Origin of the sequence: Nocardioides sp. NBC_00850 (assembly GCF_045207335.1) — a bacterium.
In the GTDB taxonomy this organism is placed as follows: Bacteria; Actinomycetota; Actinomycetes; order Propionibacteriales; family Nocardioidaceae; genus Nocardioides.
In genome coordinates this window covers 4,378,765-4,401,227 of record NZ_CP108845.1, presented here as the reverse complement: position 1 = coordinate 4,401,227, position 22,463 = coordinate 4,378,765, and the positions used below count along the sequence as shown (strand labels likewise).

Sequence of the window (22,463 nt, the reverse complement as noted above, 5' to 3'; positions counted from 1 at the left end):
TGACCTCTCCCTCACACTGGGGCCGGAACCTCGGCCGGCGCCTCGCACCAAAGCGCGATTGTACGTCGCCGGCCAGTCCCTTACGGCCGTTGTCGGTCGAGCTTTCAGAGCCCGCGCCAGGCCGACCACAGCTGGGAGTAGCGGCCCTCGCCCGCGACGAGCTCGGCATGGGGGCCGGTCTCGACGATCCGGCCGTGCTCCATGACGACGATCCGGTCGGCGGACTCGGCCTGGGTGAGTCTGTGGGCGATCACCAGCGACGTACGCCCGGAGGTGACCGCCAGGGCGGCCCGCTCGAGGTCGCGCGCGCCGCTCGAACCCGCCTCGGCGGTCGCCTCGTCGAGGACGACGGCGACCGGGTCGGCGAGGAGGACGCGCGCCAGGGCGAGCTTCTGAACGAGCGCGGGGGTCAGCTGGTGGGCGCCGTCACCGACGAGGGTCTCGAGCCCGTCCAGGAGCGCGGCCACCTCGGCCCAGGCCTCGACCTCGCGCAGCGCCTTCTCCAGCACCGCATCGTTCGCGTCCGGTGCGGCCAGGGTGAGGTTGTCGCGGACGCTGCCGGTGAAGGTGTGCACCTCCTGGGTGACCAGGGCAGCCCGGCTCTGGCCGCCGCGGACCGGGAGCCCGCCCACCAAGACGTCTCCTGCGCTCGGGGTGAGCTGGCCGGCCACGGCTGCGCCGAGAGTCGACTTGCCCGCACCCGAGGCGCCGACCACCGCGACCAGCTCCCCGTCGGCAAGAGCGAGGTCGACGCGGTCGAGAGCCGGCCGGCCCGGCACGTACTCGTGATGCAGGCCGGTGACCACGATGCCGGAACCGTCCGGCTCGTCGGCGGCTGCGGGGGCCGGGCGCTCGAGGAGGGCGAGCCCGGCGAGACGTACGAGGGAGGCGCCGACCGACTGCACGTCGTCGAAGAGAGCGATGACCGCGCCGATCGGGTTGAAGAGCCGGTGGAAGTAGAGGGCGGCAGCGGTGACGGCGCCGACGCTGGCGGCATCCGCGCGGACGAGGAAGAAGCCGGTGCCGAGGATGGCGAGCAGGCCCATCAGCTCGGCCCGGTTGTTGCGGCCCAGGAAGCGCATCAGCATGGCGAACACCTCGACCGAGATCGACGCCGAGGTCCACGAGGCGGCGCGGACCTTCTCCTGGTGCTGCTCGGCGATGCCGTACGCCCGCAGGGTCCGGTTGCCGTGGACGCCGGTCAGGAACGCCTCGGCGCGCACGCCGTTGGCCTCGCGCTCGCGGCGGTAGTAGGGACCCGAGCGGGGGAGGTACCAGCGCAGCGCCATCACGTAGAACGGCGCGGCGAACAGGCCGGCGAGCCCGAGGCGCCAGTCGAGCGCCATGAGGCCGGCGGTCGTGAAGACGATCGCGATCACCGAGTTGAGCATGAGCGGGACGACGTCGGCCATGGAGCCGCCGATGAGGCGTACGTCGTCGCCGACCCGGGACACCAGGTCGCCGCTGCCGCTCTCCTCGAGCCGCTGGGTGTCGAGATGCAGGGCCCGGTCGAGAACCTCCTCGCGGAGCTCCGCCAGCGCAGGCTCGGCCACCCGGGCGAGCAGGTGGATCGAGACCGCCCCGGCCGCCCCTGCGACGAGTGCGGCACCGAGGATCCAGACGCCGGCGGTGATGATGTCGGATTCCGGTGAGCCGGCGCGGACCAGGTCGACCATCCGGCCGAGCATCCAGGGAGCCACCAGGCCGGCCAGCCCCTCGAGGGCGAAGACGGCCAGGCAGGCCGCCAGCAGGAGCGGACGGCGGGTGAGCAGGTGCCGCGCGAGGCCGGCCGCCTCCCGTGGTGTGGAGACGGGGAGCCGTGTCAGCGTCGGGGTCTGGGTGGTCATCGCAGTACCGCCGCGCAGTAGTCGGTGTGGGCGGCCAGCTCGTCGTGGGTGCCCCGGGCCTCTACCCGGCCGGCTCGGATCCAGACGACCTCGTCCGCGGCAGCCAGGAGCAGCGGGCTGCTCGTGAACAGCAGGGTGGCGAGGTCGGAGTCGGGGCCGTGCCGGAGGCGGCGCAGCTCTTCTGCGACGTACTGCTCGGTGACGGCGTCGATCGCCGTCGTGGGGTCGTGCAGGACGAGCACCGGCGCCTCCGCGGCAAGAGCCCGGGCGAGACCCAGCCGCTGGCGCTGGCCACCGGAGAGGCTCTGCCCGTCGACTGCCACGTGCGTGGCCAGGCCGTCGGCCGCGACCGCCACCAGCTCGGTGGCCGATGCGGCCGCCAGAACGGCCGTGACCTGGTCGTCGTCGAGGCGGTCGAGCGGGTCGACGTTGCTCCGCAAGGTGCCTTCGAAGAGGTCGACGTGGTGGTCGGTGACGAGCAACCGGTTGCGTACGTCGGAGAGCGCGAGCTCGGCGAGGGGCTCGCCGCCGAGCCGGACGGTCCCGCGCTCGGGCAGCGACTCCCCGTGGAGCAGGGAGAGGAGCGTGGCCGGCACCGCCGGGTCGTCGGCGACGAGCGCCACCAGCCGCCCCGGCGGTACCGCGAGCGAGAGCTCGGCGACCGGGCCGGCGACGACATGGTCGAGCTCCAGGTCGTGGCCGTGCGCGCGTCGATCGCCCTCGACGACCAGCGCCGGCGTCGAGAGGAACCCGACGATCCTTGCCGCCGAGGCGCGGGACTGCGCGACCCGGGCGACCAGGGCGCTGAGCATCCGCATGGGCTCGGCCACGAACTGTGCCAGCCCGACGACCGCCACCAGCTCGCCGACGCTCAGGTCGCCGGAGAGGGTCCGCAGACCGGCGACGATCGCGATCACCGCCAGGAAGACACCGCTCCCGGCGGAAGTGATGCCGGTCAGCAGGCCGGCCCAGCCGGCCGCGGCGACGCTGGTGTGGGCGGCCGTACGACTCTCGCGGCGATAGCGCTCGAGCGCCACCTCCACGCCGCCGATGCCCTTGAGCGGCCGGATCCCGCGGATCAGGTCGCTGGCTGTCCCCGTCGTACGTCCCAGCGCCTCCTGCCGTCGCGCACTGCGGTGGGCCAGGCCCGGCGCGACCAGGTGGGTGGCGCCGAGGACGAGGGGTAGGCCGACCAGGACGATCAGGGCGAGCCACGGGTCGATGACGGCGAGCACCACGCCGCTCACCACCAGCCCGATCGCCCCGGCGGTGGACAGGGCCACCTGGCGGATGACCTCGCCGACCAGGTCCGCGTCGCCGGTGGCCAGCGCCAGCAGGTCCCCGGAGAGCCGATCGGTCCGCGCGCCGCGCGGGTCGAGCACGTGCCCCGAGACCTCGGTGCGCAACCGGTGGCTCTCGACGTGGACGGCACGGTTGGCGATCCTGGCGCCGAACCGGTAGGACAGGCTCAGCACCAGGAAGTGCAGGCACAGGACCACCGCCCACAGCACCAGCTCGCGCAGGTCGCCGGTGGTCACCGCCCGGTCGATCATCACGCCGATCAGCACCGTGACCATCGCCTCGCACACCTGCCACAGCGTGATCAAGGCCGACGAGGCGAGCACGGCGCGCCGCTGACGACGCAGCGACCGCCGCATCAGCGCACCCGGCGTACGGGGTGTGGACACCGGGTCCTCCAGAGGTCCGAAGCGGTTTGGTTAGGTCAGCCTAACTTGGACGTGTCTGGGCGGGAACTGCGCGGCGTAGTTAGGTGGAAGCGGGCCCAGTACCCATCCGCACCACGGTCGTTGCTAGCCGTCATCGCGTTGGGGAGTGGAATCCCACGGCTGCACTACTACGTGCTGCAGGGCGACGACGCATTCTGTGAGGACGAGGGCAACTGCGGCTCCAGGCGAGTTGGCGCCGACCCAGTTCTGGCGGTGTTCATCGGCACTGAGCGGGATTGGCAGCTCGACCTCACGTCATGCAGAGCGTCACGAGTCCGCGAGAAGTGTTCTCTGGTCGGCGTGCGTGACGCTCTCCGCGGTGATGACTGTCGCCATCGTTGCGGCCACCAGGATCAGCGTCGTGTAGCCGGGGACGTGCGGCCCGATGATCCACAGAAGGGTCAGCGCTCCCACGGCAAAGAGACGGCCCTGGTAGGTGCCCACATTCATCACTGACCGGAATGCGGCGTGCGCCAAGAGGTACAGAATGATGCCGCCGAGGAGGGCGAGGAGGGTGAAGCCATCCAGTGGATCTGTCAGCGTGTGGCTCTCGCCGGTTCCGGCGTATCGCACCACTTTCTTCAGCCCGAGCGCGGTCAGCACGATTCCCAGCACCATCGGGAGATGAAGCACCGAGTAGGCATTGCGCGCTAGTCGGGCTCGCGTGTCGGTCGGCTCGCTCTGTAGGCGGTGCTCGGCCTGGCGCGCGGTGATGTCGAAGTAGATCCACCACAACGCGGTGGCCACCAGGAGCCCGAGCACGGAGGCCCCGATGACCGGCCAACTGATCGCATCGCCCCTCACGGCTACTCCGATCGCCAGGATGGATTCGCCTAGGGCGATGATGATGATCTGGCCGTGCCGCTCGCTGAAATGTGACGTCGAACGGAGCTGCCACCCGCGGGCCCCGCCGACAGCGAGCCCCACGAAGTCGGCGGCCAGAGCACTGAACCACAGCCACGTTTGAGCGGCACCGTGCGTGCCCGCGGCGCAGAACATCAGCACGGTTCCAGTCAGGACGGCGGGGGCAAATCGGGTCAGTTGCGTCCGCATGAGCGGGTCGGCTGCGCTGAGCGTCCAGTACATCCACAGGTGCAGCGCCCGAAAGATCAGGTAGCAGCAAGCCACGACCAGTGGGCCGTCGAGCCCTCCGTCGGCGTCGTGGAAGGCCTCGGGGATCGAGAGTGCCAGGACGAACATCGCCGCCATGGCCGTGAGCACCAGGTTGCGCATCGGGCCGGAGTGGGCGGAGGCCATGTTGCCGAGCCACGCGTAGCCGGCCCAGCCGGTCCACATCAGACCAAGGATGAGGGTGCCGCGCAGGATGGACTCGGCTCCGACATCGTGAGCCATCACGATCGTGATCTGGGTGATCGTGAACACGAAGACCAGGTCGAAGTACAGCTCCAGTGGTGCCACGCCCGCGCGGAGCTCGTTCAGCGGGACGCCCTTGCTCTTCATGTCGGATCCGCGGCCGCGCTCGATCTGGAAGGTAGCGGCGTCATGCGCTTGGCAGGAGTCCGACTTGCTGCATCATGGTCATCCGGTCGGGGGAGACCCAGAACTCTGCGATCTTGTCGCTGGCGACTCGCATGAATCCGATGCCTTGGAACGAGACGGCATTGCCGGTCGCAGGGGCGCCCATGAAGGCGGCGGTGTGGGTGCCTTCGTACCTGCACCGGAACGCGACTGTGTCGCCTTGGGCGATGACGTGCTCGAGGGGGTGCATCAGGTCGGGCAGGCCGACAAAGAAGATCTGCCCGAACTCGACCGCGGCCGCCAGGTCCATGGGGGCGAAGCCGGCTACGTGGAACACGAAGTCGTCGGTGCACATGTGGGCCGGTGTGCCGCGGCCACGGTCGAGCTCGGAGAAGTACTGCCGAACGACGTTCTCGCTGTGATCTGACATGGTTCGTCCTTTTCGTGTGGGTGGAAGGGTGCGGCGCGGACAACTGAAGGGCCGGCCGATGCTCCGTGACCGGCCGGCCCCTGGGGGCGTGGAGTGGTCAGCGCGCCTGAGCGAGTGCGACGGCGTCGGGGCCGGCCGGGAAGCGCAGCGTGCCGGTGGTGTCGTGCACCGCGCGCCAGATCGCCTCGGCCACGTCGAGTGGCGTGGTGACGTTGTCCTGCACGCTAAAGGCGTCCAGGATCGGGCCGGCGAAGTCGGCGTACGCCTCGGGGATCAGCTCGCTGATGTCTCCGACGTTGGCCGTGAACTGGGTGGTGGGGCAGTAGCCGGGCTGGACGAGCTTGGCCTGGACACCAATGGACGCCAGCTCGAGCGCTAGCGAGGCCGTGAAGCCCTCGGTGGCCATCTTGCTCGCCTTGTATATCGCCGTGAGCGGCATGTTGGCCAGGACGACGCTGGAGCTGACGTTGACCACGACGCCCGAGCCGCGCTGGCGGAACTGGGGGATGACGGCCTTGGTCGTCGCCATGACCGCGAAGGTGTTCGTCTCGAACAACTCGCGGGCCTGGTCGACGGAGGTTGCCTCGACGACACCGATCGATCCGATGCCCGCGTTGTTGACCAGGACGTCGATGGGACCGGCTGCGGCGAACGCGGACGCGATGCTGTCGGCGTCCGTCACGTCGAGCTGCAGAACGGTGATGCGGTCGGAGGCGGGGAGGACATCCCCGCGCGGGGTGCGCATGGTGGCAATGACGTTCCACCCCTGCGTGTGGAAGTAGCGGGCGGTCTCGAGGCCGTACCCGGAGGATGCTCCGGTGATCATGATGGTTTCCATGGCTACGACACTATGCAGATCTAACCGGACGATCTATAGTTGCTAGTCCGTATCCCGTTATCAAGAGTCCGGTTCCTCAACGCGAGGACGGGTCTGCTTTCCAGGAGTCCGTGATGACTGATCCCCTCTCTGAAGTTGTGCAGATGCTTCGTCCTCGTGGCGTGTTCTCCAAGCGCATCTCCGGAGCGGGTGCGTGGGGTGTCCGGTACACAGCCTTTGGTCAACCCGGATTCTCGGTCGTGCTGGAGGGCAGTTGCCGCCTGGCGGTGGAGAACGAGCCGGAGATCGTTCTCGAGCGGGGCGACTTCGTACTCCTGCCGGCGACCCCGGCATTCGAGCTCACCGGACTTCACGATGTGGTGCCCATCTTGTTGGACCCTCAACAGATGACCGCCGACGACCTGGACGCGGACTACACGGACGGCCAGGACCCGGAGGTGCGAATCCTGGGCGGCAGCTTCGTGTTCGACTCACCAGACGCGGCCCTGTTGAGCTCATTGCTTCCGTCGGTCGTGCACGTGCGCGGAATCGAGCACTTTCAACCACTCGTCTCCCTGGTGGCAGACGAAGCCCTGGCCGACAGACCAGGCAGGGAGTTGGTGCTGAAGCGCCTCGTCGAGATCCTCCTCGTCGAAGCGCTTCGGACCAGCGTCACCCCGCAAACACCCCCCGGTCTGCTCCGAGGACTGGCAGATCGCAAGCTCGCGCCCGCCGTCCAGCAGATGCACGAGCACGTTGACAAGCCGTGGACAGTCTCGCAATTGAGCAAGGTCGCCACGCTGTCCCGATCGGCCTTCTTCGACCGATTCACACGTCAAGTCGGGATGCCGCCGATGGAGTACTTGATGGCCTGGCGGATGGCGGTAGCCCGCGAACTTCTACGTCACGATGACCTAGGGATGGTCGAGGTCGGCCGACGAGTTGGCTACGGTTCGGCCAGCGCCTTCAGCACCGCCTTCACCAGATACTCTGGTGAATCCCCGAGTCACTACGCACGCAGATCCGCTGTAAGCCACCCAGCAGACCTTCGAATAGCCGCCAGTTGATCGGCCCAGGAAGCCACGAAATCAGCGATCCCTCACACTCAGGTGAGCTCATCTGCAAACTGGCGAAGCGACACGTGGAAGGGCGACGAGTCGTGGAGGACCGTCCCGAAGTCCGTTCAGGGTGCGGGATCCGGAAGCCGTGGTCAGCCGTGGGTCCCTCGCTGAACCGGGCTCGCTGGACGCTTTCGTCCAGTTGGCGAGGTCGCCGCGGCTGTTCGCGGCGGGCACCTTCTCCTCGACGGCGAGACCTTCGACGTCGACAACAGCGGTGGATCGGGGAGGGGATGCGTGCGCGCGCCCTGGTGCGGGCTTGAGGTACTCGACTCCGCCCAGAGTTGTGCCCTACTGGTGCCCAACTAGGCGAAAACGAAGTGTGGCCCCGACCCGGTTCTCCCAGGTCAGGGCCACAATCCAATGCGTGCGCGAGGGGGGACTTGAACCTGTCTATTCCTGCAGGTCAGAGGGTGGTCGCACGGATCTGAGCGTGAGAACGGTGCCGTTACTCACCGTTGCGCACGGTTCTGTACGCCTTGATGCCCCCGCCGGGGGCATCACCTAGCGTCATGGCCCCTCCACCTAACCGGTGGAGGTAGCGAGAGATGGCATGGCTGGAGAACCGCAAACGCAAGGACGGGCATCTGTCGGTGCGAGTCGTCTGGCGCCTGGGCGGAAGCGCTGACGGCGAGCGGCAGACGGAGACTTTCAGCGCGGGCAGTGACGATCAGAACGTGGCGCGCGCCGAGGGCTTCCAGAAGATGGTCGAGTTGGCGGGGGAGTACTGGCCCGAAGGCTGGGTCAAGGGCGAAGGCTTCGTGCGCCCGCACGGCGTCGATCCGCGGGTCGAGCCGCCGGCGTTCTCGGTGATCGGTGACGAGTACGTCCGCCAGATCGTCGACATCACACCGGGGCAGCGCAAGCGGTACCTGTCCCAGGTGAGCACGCTGGTCTCAACAGAGATCCGAGGAGAGCTGCCGTTCGCCCGACCTGTCACCGAGATCGGCGAACCGGACATCAAGGCGTGGTTGATCGACTGGGATCGCGCGTTGAAGACGAAGGCGAACTACCACGGGCTGATGTACGGCGTCTTCAACTACGCCCTCGAGCAGGGCTTCCTCACCATCAATCCCTGCGCTCGGACTGCACCTAAACGGAAACGGGTGAAGCAGTCGCAAGCGGAGCTGCGGTTCCTGACCGAGGACGAATTTGGAACCGTGGCTGTGAAGGCGACTGGTTACGGATACGACGCCGCCGACCTGATCCGTGTGACGGCCTGCACCGGCCTTCGGTACGGCGAGGTGACCGCGTTGTGGGTCAGTGACGTCGACCTGCGTAACCGCACGATCCGGGTGAGCAAGGCGTGGAAGCGCGTGGGCGAGAACGGTGAGACCGAGATCCCTTCGTGGTTGAAGAAGCAGCTTCGGGACAAGCACACGATGCGCGAGCACTACCTGGGCAACCCGAAGACGCCGAAGTCGCGACGTACGGTCTCGATCTCGCCCGGCATCGCGGCGATTCTCGAAAAGCTCATCGAGGGCAAGGCCGCCAACGACTTCGTGTTCCTCTCGCCGACCGGGCTGCCGATCCATAACGCCGACTTCTACACCCGGGTGTGGCAGCCGCTGATGGAGGAGCTGATCGAAGACGGGATGGCGCCGTTCCGGTTCCACGACCTGCGCCATACGCACGTGTCCTGGCTGATCGCCGGAGGAGCTCCACTTCCGCATATCCAGGCGCGCTTAGGGCATGAGTCCATCACCACGACCATTGACACCTACGGGCACCTGTTGCCGGCGGGTGACGAGCTAATCGCCGACATCGTCGACACGGTGCTGAAGGGGCAGCAGGTCCGCCCGCCGCTGCACCTAGTTCAACGTGATGTCCAGGCGGTCGGGTGACCATCGGTCGAACATCACTGCGTAGAGGTATCGCACATGGTGCTGAACCGATGGGCTGTCGCACGATTGACCAGACAACACGGACTCATAGACGAGACCGGCCGGTTCGAACCGGTTGCGGCGGGACGATCGGCGCGCGGGGGTCGGTGACTGGCTGTTCGCTGGCTGCGATCAGCTCGTCGAGATGCTCGGGCCGGAACCTGACGTGCTTCCCGATCCGGCTACAGCGGATCCGCCGCCTGCGCACCGCCTCGGCAACCCATCGAGTCGGTACGTTGAGGTAGGCCGCGGCCTCTTCGATCGTGAGCAGGGCATGACGGAAAGACGAAGTTGGGCGCGGAGTTGATGGCTTCGTCGACATGGATCCTCCTGCTCGTCTCGGAGTTGAGATCTTCCACAAGAGACAGGTGCGGCGGCATGACCACGTGGTGCCCGCGTCTGAGTAGTAGAGCGGGAGCGTGCTCGCCATGATCGCAGGAACCGCTGGGTGGGCGACCGCGCCGCTCCCTCGGCCTGCATGGCGAGTGGGATCTGCCGTCACGAAGCTGAGCGGGTTGCTTCGCGCCAACGGATATACGCGGCGATATGACGCGGTCACAGATCCCAGCCCGCGAACGGGCGGCACGCGCCCTGTCGACAGTCGCGCGTGCTATCGGCACACCCAATTGGTGACTGCGGCGCAACGGTCAGAACTCGGTTAGCTGTGGCAAGGCGGTCGAACGAACTCGTCGTCGCGGGCGCATTCTTGGGGATGATTGGCCCGAGCGCCCTCGGACTTCTCCTCTCCTGCACTAACCTTCAGCGCGTGCCCGCGAACGCCGATGACCCTACCTACGATTACGCGGAGACGTTTTACAGCCTGCGTGCACCCAGAGTGGCAATAGTATTCCCCGCAGACACCGAGGACTGGCACTTCTTCGCAAAGTCAGCGCTCTGGCGTGCCAATCAGCTCTGGGGAGGAGCAGGATTCGTTCTCGTCCCGCACCACGCAGGTTTAGTCAAGGTTGCGGTTCTACGAGCGGTTACGGCATACGACCCCGACTACGTCGTAGGGCACAACGTCTCCTGGACGGAACTCCTGGCAGCGTACCCATCGTCTCGCGAAAGCTTCGTCGACATGGAGGGCAACTCTGTCGACTTCGAAACACTGACTTACGCTGCCAGCGATGAACTGGCACGCGACATCCATACGGAAGCTGCGCGTGACGCCGTCGCAGCAGCTTGCCAAGTCTATCGTCGCCGAGACGCTGACAGCCATGATGCCAAGGCACCCAGATCACCAAGGGATCCTGCCGAGATCCCTCATTGGGATGCGGCATGGGGCGAACCCGACGAATCAAACACGTTTCTCCAAGATCCGTCTCACTTGACCCCAATCACCGCCTTCAATGCGCCTGACGAGTTCTGCGTCGCGGCACCGGCGGACTTGGGAGGCCCGTGGGGCGTCTGGGCGGCAGCCATCGCCGGTGCGGTCGAAAGACCAAGGCTACCGGCGACTAGCCCGACTCAGCCTGCCGATGCAGACGAGCTCACGGCATGGTTCTACAGCAGGGTGCTCGACAAGCGCCTCGGGTTCGAGATGCCGCCGAGCTCGATGGTGCACAGCCCAAGCAAGCTGAAGCTCGGGGTCGACATGGGCGCAATCCCGTATGCCTGGACGCAAACGACCCGAGGGCTTGTCACTGTTCGGACCAGGTACGCACCAGAACAGTTGACCCTTGTCGTCGGCGACACCGCTGATGACTTCGCGATCGCACTGATCTGGGACCGCATGTGGGGCAACACAATGTGGATCCACTCAAAATGGGCACCCTCGGCCGCGGATGCCGTCGGCCTTCGCGCACGCGCAGCTGCCTCCAGGTTGCGGCAACGGATTCAACGAGTGCGGCGTGCTGTCGTCACCACCGTCTCCGCTGACTCCGAGATCCTGGACGATCTGTGCACCGCAGTGAACCGCACCGGTGAACGCATCGAGATCAGCGCGTGGCAAGGCGAACTGGGCGAGCCCGAGGCAACCGACGACGCGCCAAAGGCAAAGGAGCGCCCGCGGAGGCAGCTTATACGCGACCTTCACCTCGACTTTCGTCGCCCAGGCGCGACCGGCCTGGCAGTCAAGGAGGAGTTCTCCATCCAGACAACTGTTCCCGTCCTGCGTGATGACGGTTCGACCGCGATGACAACCACTCCAGCCGCTATGCGTCCCACCGACCCGGACCTGGTGGGTTTCGACTTGAACTGGCATGTCGACGTCAAGATGGCGGGCGAGAAGATGCCTCTTGGGCGTGGCCTCGACGGACACGCCCTGGTCACCAACCTAGACCCCTTCGAGACCTGGATCCGGTCCGGAAGCAGGGGTGTCAGCTATGAGAACAAGCGCTATGACTGGATCTCCTCCGGGGCTAACACCGAGCAACGCTTGGCTCGGCCCCGGATTCGCTTCCTGGCCATGCGCGAGTGGTGCAAGGCGATGGCTATCCAGAACGGTTACGAAGCTGAATGGTCGGACGCGGGTCGCCGGGCCTGGCTCCTGCAGCGCATGGTCTTCGGAAGGGACCAGTTGATCAATCTCGTCTCGGGTCGGTTTGCCGACCTGGGAGCCGCATTCAACCGTGAGGGGCCCACCACAGACAAGGCGTACCCAGACGGGATCGGTGTGTATCTCACCGGAGTCGGTGGCTTCCTGACCTTCACAGGCATGCGCAGCATTCTCGTCCCGCCGCGTCAGTCAACGCATACAACCGTAGACGTATCACCCGAACCTTCAGATCAATCGGCGCCAGAAGATACGGATCCCGACGAGAGGAACCGCTCGAGCACAGGTCCCGCCCCGAACCTAGTCGCGCGCGCAGCGGAAGGAACTCCCGATGCGGCAGTGCCCGTGAGCCCAGCGCCGGCGGAGACCCCGGACGAGCTAGAGCAAGGTAACTACTGGGTGCGACGTCAGGTCGACAGACTAGTCCGGCAGGGCGTCCTCCGCCGGGGCCTGATCCTAGGTTGCGCGACATGCGGCACGGCCGCCTTCGTCGCAGTAGGCGACCTTAGTCAGCAAAACGAGTGCCGCCGATGCGGCGCCCACACCGATCTGACCGTGGATGCGTGGCGGAGCCCCTCAGACGAACCGACGTGGTTCTACGACCTCCACCCAGTCGCCCGGAAGTTCTTCCAGGACAACGGTCATGCTCCCCTGTGGTTGGCTCACTATCTATCGAACGGCACCCATGAGTACGCCGATTGCGCCGAGCTCAACCTTCTGCGGCCCGACACCGCAAAGCCACTGGCTGAGGCTGACCTCATCGCCAACATCGACGGCGTACTCGTAACTGCCGAGGTCAAGACGAGCAACACTCTCGGCAACAAGGCGGAACGAAACAAGGCAGCGCAGAAGCGAGTCCGTTGGGCAGCCGTCCTGCAAGCAGACGAAGTGATCCTCGCCACGACCGCCCCCGAGTGGGAAAAGGCGAGTGTTGATGCTGTCCGTGAGCACCTTAAAACGGCGATCATTGGCGGAGTCTTTTCGCCGAGTCGCCCACCTGCTCTTCGTCTGATCACGGGCCTCCACACAAGTGCCGTCTCGGACGTCTACGTCAACCTCTGAACTACGTCAACGGCCCCAATGTCCCGTGGCACTAGCGGGCCGGACCGCCGATCTTTGCCCTGTCGGCGAGGTTCACTTCTCATCGGACTCCTCATGAAAACTGAGCAGGACGGGGTCGGGCCCGACTGAAGAACCGCCGCCACCGCGGAGGTATACACGACCTTCGTGCTCTACTCGCTCAGTATCTGCGGCCACGTCGACGGTTGTCACCGCGGCCCCTGCACTGTCTCTGAGGCGAACTCGCATTGTGCCCATCTGCCAATTGTGCATCACTGACGTCGCGGTCGGCATTGATCGGCGTAGCACGATCGCAGTTGGAAGCGTGCAAGTCTTGCGTAGGCACAGCGCGCCTGATGCCCCGGAGCCGAGTTGGTGCCGACTGGTCGAGGGTGAGAGAAACGTCAACAATCGACGGCGAGCCCTGCCTCGTCGCTGAATTGTCTGCGCCGTGCCCCTGCTGAGCTCTATCGTCAACTCATGGAGTCACGCGACGAGTTCGCCTCCTGGCTCGAGAAGTTGATGGCGCTCGGCAACGTTGCCAGGGACGATCCAGCCACGAGCCTCACCGAGGCCGCGCAGATCGCGGCGGCAGTTATCGCCTCACCGCAGTCAGAGACGTCAAAGGCCGCTCTGTTGTTCTCTGCATCGTCCGTCATTATCAATAGTGCGACCGCCCTCGAGGACACAGGCGCCATTGGCCATGGCAAGCAGCTCGCTGAGCAAGCCCTGTACGCCACGGCACCCCATGAGCCACTGCACTACCAGTGCCGATACAACATCGCTAACGCCATCAACGCGCTGTGCGACATGAAACTCCCCAACGCGGTCTCCGGCGACTCTCGGGTGAACTGGGAACCAGAGCTCATCAAGTCTCGTATCCAGACCGGCGCCGACCTTAAACGTGTGCGCCAAGAGTACTTTGAGATCGGCGGCTCCTCAGTCGCCGACAACCACACCCGATCGGCCGCCTACTGCAACCTTGGCAATCTTCTCGACCACTCCGGACGCTGGGCCGAGGCATACGACTTCTATCTGCGTGCGCTCGAGGCGGACGGCAGAAACGGCAACGCCGCCGGAAACCTAGCGATGTTGCTCCACACACGCATCGTCAGCGGCATTGGACAAACCGGGCACATCGCGGCCGTTCACGACAAGTACGTCGCTCTGGCTCAGGAACTCCGCGGAGGAACACTTGATTTCGCCTCCGTTGCAGTTGCCGATCGGTGGGATCGGCTCACCCCAACCGAGAGCGAAGGGCACCTGACGCACGGCCTTGATGACCTGGACGCCGTTGACGCCGAGTACCGATCCTGGGTCGCTGACCTGCGGCTCGCGCTCTCGCCAGCGGTCGAGGGCCTCGGCACGGACGAACTACGCTGGGACAGCGCCAGCATCGAGGTTCTCTACGGTGCAAGCGCCGAGGATATGAACCCGCCGATCCTCGGCGCTATGAATGTCCTCAAGTCTGACTTCCTCGTCTCTCGTCGACTTGCGTTCGACGCCATCGCGCAACTCAGCGACGGCCTGGCGCAGCAGCCTGAGGACTCCGGGTACTACGTAGACACGCTCGACCATTCCCTGTACGGAGTCCAGTACTCCCAACTCGTGCTTGCACAGCGCTCAGCACTCGACGTTCTCGACAAGACAGCCGTTGTCGCCAACGAGCACTTCGCCGTAGGAGATGTGCCGAAGAGAGTATCCTTCCGTGGCTTCTGGACCACGAAGTCAGGTGAACTGCGTGACGCCCTCTTGAAAGGGCCCGGGCGGTCGCTTCCGAACCTCGCCCTCGCAGAGCTCGCCTCAGACATGGAGGCGTCCGGGATGTATGCCGCTTCGCAGGCGCTGCGCAACGCTGGAACCCACAGGATTGTGCATGCTGCTTTACTGTCATCGACTGGAGTTACGGAGAACTCGCGCAGCAAAGTCGACCTGCTCGACCTAGTCAAGTCAACAATACTTGCACTTCAGGTCACGAGGTCGGCATACCTCTACTTGATCGACCTGGTCGCCATGTGGAACCAGCCAGACGACCACCCAGGGGACTACACGCCGTTCCCGAACATCGGTTACCTCCATGATCCCACTGCAGACGGCCTGAAGAGTGACGGCAATACGGATCTCAAACCGTCTTCTTAGCATGGACGACCGCGTAGCCCCCGCGGGCTGATCGGAGTGACATGAGTGCCCACCTGACATCGACGGACCTCGACGACTGGTCGCGGAAGCGCGACTCGGAGGCCCATTTGCCGACGCTCGTCCGCAAGTTGGTCATGGCTACAGTCCGCCCGGACTGGATTCGCATGCCGGCCGCTGAGGGAGTCGCGCTACCAGGCCTCGACGGCATCATCAACGTTTCTGGCGGAGCGCCGCCGTACGTGCCTGCCGGCGACTCGGCTTGGGAGTGCGGAACTGACCGCGGAGTCCGGTCGAAGGCGATCGACGACTACGACAAGCGGACCGCAGAGACGACCCCGGAAGAGCGAGCGCGCACGACCTTCGTGTTCGTCACCAGCCGACGTTGGGGCGCCGGCAAGAAGTGGTCGAACGAGATGAAGGCGAGAGGCGATGGCTGGAAAGAGATCGTCGCTCTCGCCGCCGACGAGTTGGCGATCTGGCTCGAGACGTGTCCCGGGGTCCAGGCGTGGCTCGGGGAGCACCTTGGAATCCGATCGCTCGGCGATACGGCAATCACCGACTGGTTGTCGCGGTGGTCCCAGCAGACGTTGCCGGAGACTCCTGCCGGAGTGCTCGTGGCAGGACGTCGCAACGACGTGATCCGGGTCCTCGACGCGCTCGACGCGAATCCTGGCGTGATCAACGTCTCGGCACGGAGCGCCGACGAGGCGATCGCGTTCGTGGCCGCAGCCATGGCTGTCGGTCCCGGGCAAGACCCCGAAGCGGAGCCAAAGTCGGCTGCGTCCGGTGACCCAGCTGCTGGCGAAGACGGTTCGCTGGCAGACCCCGCCATCCGGTCCAATGACCAACTTGAGGCTCTTCGGGAGCGAACGATCGTGATCGAGGACGTCGACGGCTGGCGCAGGTGGAGCGTTCACTCCACTCCGCACATCCTGATCCCGACATTCCTTCCCGATTCGATCGACGCGGCCGTCGACGCCGGGCACCATGTGGTTCTGGCGCAGGCCGTCCGCACCGGCAAGGAGCCGGGGCGACTCCCCAAGGTTGATCCGCACGTTGCGGCTACAGCCTGGCAGGAGGTCGGCATCGACTTCTACAAGGCCCAGTCATACGGGATCGCGGCTCGACGAAACCTGGGCTCGATCCGTCGGCGGCTGAGCCGGCACGGTCGGCAGAGCCCTGGGTGGGCGACCGGTCCAGCGGCGCCCCAACTGGCTGCGGCCCTGTTGGCTGGAGGCTGGAGCGCCAGTCATGAGGGCGACCTGGAGGTCATCAGCAAGCTTGCGACAGGAACTCCGTGGCCGGAACTGTCGAAGCTCTTCATACCACTGACGACTGGCGAGGATCCGGGGCTGCGAGTGACCGACGACCGGTGGTCCTTCATCGACGTGATCGACGCATGGGACGCGATCGGGTCCCTGGTCAGCGCAGCAGATCTCGTGACCTTCGCGGACCAGGTCATTCCGGTCCTGACCGAGGAGAACCCAGAGGCGGGCCTATCGGGCGAAGGGCGGTTAAAGGCGATGTTCGACGAGGACCGCGCCAAGCGTAGGTACTCGAACCACATCCGCCGTGGCATCGCCACCTCCCTCGCCGTGCTCGGCTCCCTCGTCGATGACGACACGATCGCAGGAGGCCCGACGGGCCAGACGATCGCAACGGTAGCTGTTCGCAAACTGCTCCGTGACGCTGATAACCAGCGTTGGCTCGTCCTTGCTGACCTGCTCGAACTGCTGGCTGAGGCATCACCTGACGCGTTCCTTGACGCCGTCGAGGGGTCGCTTCGGCAGGACGATCCGCCGATCATGGCGCTGTTCGCCGAGACCCCTGATGACTTCGGCGGCGCCCGTTCGTCGCACTCGCCGCTGTTGTGGGCTCTGGAAACCCTTGCATTCTCCGCAGCCCACTTGTCTCGTGCCTGCGTCGCGCTCGCACGTCTCGCCGTACTGGACCCCGGTGGTCGTTGGGCGAACCGGCCGGACAAGTCGTTGAAAGCCGCCTTGCATCTGATCCTTCCCCAAGGCGTCGTGAACGCGGAGAACCGGCTCAACGTTCTCGACGCAGTAGTGGCAGCGGTCCCTGAGTACGCGGCCGAGCTCATGACTGCCCTCGTCAACCAGGACAGCGTTGGAATCATCCGATCGGGAGCGCGCTACCGCGACTGGCCCACTCCTCGGACCCGCTCGAGCAGTGCCGATTTCCAAAAGGCCGTCGCGGAGATCTGCACCCGACTGCTGGTTGTGCCCGCGGCCGACTTGCCGCGCGTTGTCGGCCTTGTTGGTCGCCTCGGCACTTCGAACCGGACCCGGCTTCTCGAAGCGCTCGACCTACGCTGGGACGAGATGGACGAGGACCAGCACGCAGAGGTTATCAGGACCATAGCGGAGGAGGTCGAACGTCATCGCAGAGTCCGAGGCGCGGTGTGGGTGATGCCCGCGGACGACCTCGCCGCCTTGGACGATTTCCTCGAGGCTCATGGATTCGACCCGACGGCTGGCGAAGACGCGGCGCTGTTCGGTTGGCGTGCCGAAGCCCAGGACTATGAGGACCGTGAAGACGGTGAAGCCGCCGTCTACAAGCCCGTGGGAGATCGGCGTAAGGAAGCCGTTCAACGACTCGTTGCGGAAGGTGGCGTCAACGCCGTCATCGAACTCGCGAGTCGCACCGAGGTTCCGCGGATGGTTGGGAAGGCTCTCGCTTACGCCACCAGTGACTTCGATGAGGCAGTACTCGGGCACCTTCCGGACGTCGAGCCGGGACCAGGCACGAACGAGAGCGCCGCGGAGTCCGTTGCTTTCGGCCTCGCATACGCCAGGGCGGTCGATCTCGCCTGGCTGACTGAACAAATCGCGAAGCGGCCGAATCAGGCTGCCCGCTTGCTTCTTGGCGCTCGACTCTCGCGTGAAGTCATCGACTTGGTCGACTCGATCAGCCACGAACAGCGTGCGCTGTTCTGGTCGCGCGTGAGTCCATACGGGCTGACGCCCGAGACGCGAGAGAGGGTCTGCGCAGAGCTGATCGGGGCCGACAGACCGTTCAGTGCCATCACCGCGGTCGCGTCGCGTGACGAGGACGAAATCGTGTCGACCGAACTCATCCTCCTGGCACTCCGATTCCCGATGGGCGGCACAACCGAGGACCCACACCGCGACGGCGTCATGCTCGGACACGCCGTCGGCCTGCTCCTCGACAAGCTGGAAGCGGACGGTGTCCCCGACAGCGCGCTTGCTCCACTTGAGTTCTTCTACCTCGGCGTCCTGGAGCGGGGGCGCGGGCTCAGGTCGTTGCATCGCGAACTGGGTCGCGACACTTCGATGTTCGCCAACATGGTGTGCCAGGTCTACAAGCCCGACGAAGGCGGTGAAGACGAGCCCGATGCAACTGGCGAGTACGAGTTCAACCAGGGCTGCTACAGCGTTCTGCGCGACTGGGAAGGGCCGTTGCCGGGCGGGGACGACGAGAACGGACCCATCCCCGAGGTCCTGCAGGCTTGGGTCGACGCGGCTCGCGCCGAGCTTGTCGCGCGCAATCGCAGTGGAGTCGCGTCACACGTGATCGGCGAGGCGCTCGGGGCGCCCACGACTGACGAAGACGGGACCTGGCCGTGCCTCGCGGTTCGCGCCGTCTTGGAGCATGAGCAAGATGAGGACCTGGAGAGCGGTCTTTACCTAGCTCGCGTGAACCAGCGCGGTGTCACTTCGCGGGGCGTCTACTCCGGTGGCACCCAGGAGCGCGACCTGGCTGCGCAGTACCGGTCTTGGTCCGAGGTTGTGCGGGACCGTTGGACGCGGGCTGGAGCGCTGCTCGAAGCGCTTGCAAGGACGTACGACGCCGACGGCCTGCGCGAAGACAAGCAGTCAGATCGCGACGAGCGCGACTAGTCGGAATTGCGTGCGGATCGATCACGAGTTGCGTCATAGTGGGCGGGGTGGGGCAGTGCGGATTTCGAAAAATCTGTTGATTGTCATCCGATTCACGCGATGGCATCTACCAGCGCGATCGAGCTTCCAGACGGTTCAGATGGGCACTCCGTCGCTGCGCGAACGGTGCTGGTCGATCGCGGCTCGGAGGTCGGCTCGTCTGATCGCGGCATCGCCGGGGCCGGTCATGGGCACCGGGTCGGTGCGTAGTTCGCGTCGGGCAATCGTGATGAGGGGCACGTGGCTTCGTCGTTGGACCGGGCCGACGGCCGTACGACTCTGATGCACGAGGCGGCCGTCGGTTGTGTCGATGCGTGGGCGGGTGCAGCGTACGAGGTAGAGCCGCGTGCTGAAGCCCTGCTCGATGGCTGAGCAGAGGGTGTTGTCGACATGGCGGAACAGCTTGCTGAGGTTCCTGAACTCGCTCCTGGCGATTCTGGTTTCGGGCGGGATCGCGGCGAGGCGGGTGGTGGCGTCGGCGCTGTGTTGGGTGGCGACTGCTCCGGTGCCGGCTAGGCCGGCGGCGGAGCTGGAAGCGCGACAGAGGGACCGATAGGTCCGTTCGCGGGCGCGAAAACTGGCTGCTTGTTCGGGCGCGGAGGTGCGCGCCAGGTTGGCGGCAAGGTGGGAGAGCTCGCGTTGTGAGATCAACACGTGCCGAAGGTTCGTCATCGATGGGATCGCCGTGAGCGAGTTGAGAAGCCGGTGCTCTGCGGCGATGACCTGGGTCATCGGGCCCGCGGCGACAGTGATCTGTGGATCGGGCGGGCGCCATCCGCGCCAGTCGATGTTGTAGTCCGGTCGCTCGAAACGTGCTCGGGTATGAGTCCCACAGTCGGCGATACGGCGGTCGATGTCACGAGTTCCATGGAGAGGCTGCCACCCATCGACGTGCTGCCGGTAGCGGCGGTCCAGGACGAGTACGGCTTGGGTGATGTCGGCGACATCTTCGGCCAGGGTGAGCCATTCGCGATGGTCGAGGCGACCTGCACTTGGGCCCAGGTCGTGCTCGCCGAGAGCGCTTGCCTTGGCGGCCTGTCGCCATGACTCCGCGATGCCGACACGATGCCGAGTGGTCAGTTCCTCGAGCGTAGGGAGCCGCGCCGGATCCCGGGCCACGATCCGCTCGAGTGAGTGCAGGAGAAGGTCTGGCGGCTCAAGAGCATCGCTGATGCGTGCCTTGGGGTTTGGGTTGCCTTGGGCCAGGGCCTGACGGCACCAGGTCAGCACGCTATGCCGGTATCGGAGGATCAGGCAACGGCGTCCAGCGCGGACTCTGCAGTCCCGGGCTCAGAACGTGTTCGGGCGAGGTCACGGTTGATCTGGTGGCTGGCGTGGCGCTGGCCCAGCAGGTTTGCGAGTTCGCTGCGGAGGCTACCGACGTTCTCGCCGTACATCAGGGCCGCCCAACGTGGCCGTTCACTCCGGTGTCGGTCTCGCGTGCGTCGAGGAGGTCGGCGAGCAGCAGCTCGACATGGAGAGCGTCGACGCCGTGGCGTACGAGTTCTTTGATGGCCTTGACGGCCAGGCGGTAGAGCAGGTCGGCGGGGAGGGCGCGGGGGAGATCTTCGTGGGTAGGGGCCTGATCGCCGTGCACGAGGTCCAGACGAAGGAGCACACGCTCGTAGGCGATGGAGCCCTCTACTGTTCTAGCGGTGTCGTCGAGGGCGATGAGATAGGAGCGGGCTTCGGCGAGTGTGACGGTGTGGGCGAGCAGCATCGTTCCCTCCTTGGGTCAGGGGTGTGCTGTCTAGGTGCAATGTCGCTGCCTGGGCCGCGACGAGACCGTGATGGTGAATGGCCTGTGGACGACCTGCATCCGAGGCACGACTGTGGGGACCTGCAGCCGGCGGCTACGGGCGGCCGAGCTGCCACCCGGTTCGGTCGGTCGAGTCGTCGCCCATGCGGTCGACGAGGTTCTGGGCGAGTTCGTCGGCGACCTTGCGTGCTTCCTTCTCGAGCTGCTGGCGCCGCGAGAGGTCCTCGTGCACGAACCGTTCGAAGTCGGCTTCACGGTCGTGGATGGGTTGTTCGACCGGTGTGGCCGCGGGGCCTTCGCCGGGCCATGCGGCCTGTCTTGTCGGCCGGTCCCGGTCGTTGCGCGTTCCGCAGGCGGCGACCCACTCACGCAGCCGCTGGCGGGACTCTGCGAACTCGCGGTGCCAGGCGAGGGGTGCTCCTGGAGGTGCGTCGGGGTCGTACGCGTTGAGCCAGGCGGTGTGGAGTGCAGAGAGCTCCCAGACGAGCTCGTCGTGCCGGTGCCACAGGGGCGGGACGATGGCGGGCTGGAGGCCGTAGGCGTACCTGAGCCAGTCGACCCAGGCGTTCAGATCAAGCCACTCGCTCTCGGCTTCCTCAGTGGTGAGCAGGTTCCAGTTGATCGGCCGGAGGATCTCGCTGGTGGCTCCGCCTTCGTACGTGGTGGCCATCGTCGGGCCTTAGAAGCCGATGACATGGTCGATCGACTCGGACGCTGACACTGGTGCGGGGTCAGATCCAGCAGTCGCGCGGCGATGGATCTCGTAGCGAGTGCGGGCGAGGTCATGGCCGATCCTGCGAGCCACGAACTCCTGCAGGGGGACCTTCTGGCCGTCACGGTCGACTTCGTAATCGTTGATGTAGCCGGCCGCGACGAAGCAGTCCCCGACACGGAAGCGCTCGAATGCGCGCTCGGCGGCGGTGTCGTACGCAACTAGGTCGCAGTGGACGGGATCGAGCTTGGTGAAGGATCCGTCCAGCTCTTTGCGGAACTGCTCGACCCCGATCCGTGCGTGGAACCGCGGGCTGCCGTCACGGGTCTTGGTCAGCTCCGGCGTGGTCGCGATGTAGCCGTGCAGGCTGAGTTGGGTGGGGATCGACATGACGTACCTTCCGATCGCAGGACACCGCTTGCTCGGCGTCGTTCTCGGAAGTCAGGTGCGCGGTGGATTCCAGCGCATGGGCGGCGATCCGGCAGGCCCGGTCACGGTGATGCGTCAGAAGTGGCGGTCGCTCGCTGGCTTTCAGCGACCAGTCGAGCTTGCTCTGCTTCAGAACAGATCTGATGGCGCTGGGCGCGAGCAAGATCCTTCGAACTCCAGGCTGTTGCGGTGCTGCTGCTCGGTCAGGCCGCTGGCGTCGGCCTGGACGTGGACGACCTGGTGCCTGAAGCGCTCGTGGTAGCGGTGGATCTTCTCGATCACCTGCTGCGGCGACCCGACCAGCGCCGAGGACCTCTCGACGAAGTCCTCCAGGGTCGGGAAGACCGGCTCGAGGGCCAGCTCGCCTGGAAGGCGAGCTGGCCCTCGAAGACCGGCCGATAGGCCGCGTCGAGCCGCCCGCGCACCCGGTCGGTGCGCTCGTCGTCGGTGCCGAACGGTGAGTCGGTCTGGATCGAGAGCGAGTCCTCGATCGTGACGAAGTCGGGGAGGCCGGTCTCGGCCTCCCCGACCAGGTCGGCCCAGTAGCCGGGTTTCAGCAGATCAGCGGGCCCGGCGTTCGGCTCCCGCCAGGCGGCTGGGTGCCACCCGGCGCCGTCGAGAGCCACGGCGAGTCGTAGACGAGGGGGGCG

Annotated in this window: 17 protein-coding genes; 5 read left to right on the top strand and 12 right to left on the bottom strand. The window is 66.0% G+C overall.

Annotated elements, in window-relative coordinates:
- Nucleotides 1–104 precede the first annotated feature (104 nt).
- From OH802_RS21410 to OH802_RS21390, 5 genes are all read right to left on the bottom strand, one after another.
- On the bottom strand, nucleotides 105–1,847 hold the full coding sequence (locus tag OH802_RS21410; RefSeq protein ID WP_406021865.1) for an ABC transporter ATP-binding protein: 1,743 nt from the start codon (nucleotides 1,845–1,847) through the stop codon (nucleotides 105–107).
- The gene (locus OH802_RS21405; RefSeq protein ID WP_406021863.1) at nucleotides 1,844–3,535 is read right to left on the bottom strand and encodes an ABC transporter ATP-binding protein; all 1,692 of its coding nucleotides are present in this window, start codon (nucleotides 3,533–3,535) and stop codon (nucleotides 1,844–1,846) included. The genes OH802_RS21410 and OH802_RS21405 overlap by 4 nt, the downstream gene beginning before the upstream one ends.
- A gap of 306 nt (nucleotides 3,536–3,841) precedes the next feature.
- Nucleotides 3,842–4,957 carry a low temperature requirement protein A gene (locus tag OH802_RS21400; RefSeq protein ID WP_406021861.1) on the bottom strand — a complete coding sequence of 372 codons (1,116 nt, stop codon included), beginning with the start codon at nucleotides 4,955–4,957 and terminating at the stop codon, nucleotides 3,842–3,844.
- A gap of 118 nt (nucleotides 4,958–5,075) precedes the next feature.
- Nucleotides 5,076–5,483, bottom strand: coding sequence for an ester cyclase (locus tag OH802_RS21395; RefSeq protein ID WP_406021859.1), 408 nt, complete (start codon nucleotides 5,481–5,483; stop codon nucleotides 5,076–5,078).
- Between the two features lie 97 nt (nucleotides 5,484–5,580).
- On the bottom strand, nucleotides 5,581–6,321 hold the full coding sequence (locus tag OH802_RS21390; RefSeq protein WP_406021857.1) for an SDR family NAD(P)-dependent oxidoreductase: 741 nt from the start codon (nucleotides 6,319–6,321) through the stop codon (nucleotides 5,581–5,583).
- Between the two features lie 113 nt (nucleotides 6,322–6,434).
- Here OH802_RS21390 and OH802_RS21385 point away from each other — a divergent pair, with 113 nt between their 5' ends.
- Nucleotides 6,435–7,367 carry a cupin domain-containing protein gene (locus OH802_RS21385; RefSeq protein WP_406021855.1) on the top strand — a complete coding sequence of 311 codons (933 nt, stop codon included), beginning with the start codon at nucleotides 6,435–6,437 and terminating at the stop codon, nucleotides 7,365–7,367.
- A 599-nt stretch (nucleotides 7,368–7,966) separates the two neighbouring features.
- Nucleotides 7,967–9,262 carry a tyrosine-type recombinase/integrase gene (locus OH802_RS21380; protein ID WP_406021853.1) on the top strand — a complete coding sequence of 432 codons (1,296 nt, stop codon included), beginning with the start codon at nucleotides 7,967–7,969 and terminating at the stop codon, nucleotides 9,260–9,262.
- 85 nt (nucleotides 9,263–9,347) lie between these two features.
- On the opposite strand, the gene OH802_RS21375 is transcribed toward OH802_RS21380, so the two are convergent.
- Entirely contained in the window at nucleotides 9,348–9,623 is a 276-nt protein-coding gene (locus OH802_RS21375) for a helix-turn-helix domain-containing protein (protein WP_406021851.1), read from the bottom strand.
- Between the two features lie 444 nt (nucleotides 9,624–10,067).
- Between OH802_RS21375 and OH802_RS21370 the strand changes: the two genes are divergently transcribed.
- The 3 genes from OH802_RS21370 (at nucleotide 10,068) to OH802_RS21360 (ending at nucleotide 18,874) form a co-directional block, all read left to right on the top strand.
- Nucleotides 10,068–12,857: a hypothetical protein gene (locus OH802_RS21370; RefSeq protein WP_406021849.1), complete on the top strand. Its 2,790-nt coding sequence runs from the start codon at nucleotides 10,068–10,070 to the stop codon at nucleotides 12,855–12,857.
- A gap of 477 nt (nucleotides 12,858–13,334) precedes the next feature.
- Entirely contained in the window at nucleotides 13,335–14,993 is a 1,659-nt protein-coding gene (locus OH802_RS21365) for an LA2681 family HEPN domain-containing protein (protein WP_406021847.1), read from the top strand.
- Between the two features lie 41 nt (nucleotides 14,994–15,034).
- Entirely contained in the window at nucleotides 15,035–18,874 is a 3,840-nt protein-coding gene (locus OH802_RS21360; protein WP_406021845.1) for a hypothetical protein, read from the top strand.
- 135 nt (nucleotides 18,875–19,009) lie between these two features.
- Here the strand turns inward: OH802_RS21360 and OH802_RS21355 are convergent, their stop codons facing one another.
- The 6 genes from OH802_RS21355 to OH802_RS21330 form a co-directional block, all read right to left on the bottom strand.
- A complete protein-coding gene (locus tag OH802_RS21355) occupies nucleotides 19,010–20,143 on the bottom strand; it encodes a hypothetical protein (protein WP_406021843.1) in 1,134 nt (377 codons plus the stop codon).
- A 166-nt stretch (nucleotides 20,144–20,309) separates the two neighbouring features.
- Nucleotides 20,310–20,633 carry a hypothetical protein gene (locus OH802_RS21350; RefSeq protein ID WP_406021841.1) on the bottom strand — a complete coding sequence of 108 codons (324 nt, stop codon included), beginning with the start codon at nucleotides 20,631–20,633 and terminating at the stop codon, nucleotides 20,310–20,312.
- Nucleotides 20,634–20,766: 133 nt separating this feature from the next.
- A complete protein-coding gene (locus OH802_RS21345) occupies nucleotides 20,767–21,342 on the bottom strand; it encodes a hypothetical protein (protein WP_406021839.1) in 576 nt (191 codons plus the stop codon).
- Nucleotides 21,343–21,351: 9 nt separating this feature from the next.
- Nucleotides 21,352–21,774 carry a single-stranded DNA-binding protein gene (locus tag OH802_RS21340; protein WP_406021837.1) on the bottom strand — a complete coding sequence of 141 codons (423 nt, stop codon included), beginning with the start codon at nucleotides 21,772–21,774 and terminating at the stop codon, nucleotides 21,352–21,354.
- A gap of 168 nt (nucleotides 21,775–21,942) precedes the next feature.
- Nucleotides 21,943–22,095, bottom strand: a complete 153-nt coding sequence (locus OH802_RS21335; RefSeq protein WP_406021835.1) for a hypothetical protein — start codon at nucleotides 22,093–22,095, stop codon at nucleotides 21,943–21,945.
- Nucleotides 22,092–22,439 (bottom strand): hypothetical protein, encoded by a 348-nt coding sequence (locus OH802_RS21330; protein WP_406021833.1) that lies wholly within the window; start codon nucleotides 22,437–22,439, stop codon nucleotides 22,092–22,094. The genes OH802_RS21335 and OH802_RS21330 overlap by 4 nt, the downstream gene beginning before the upstream one ends.
- Nucleotides 22,440–22,463 lie beyond the last annotated feature (24 nt).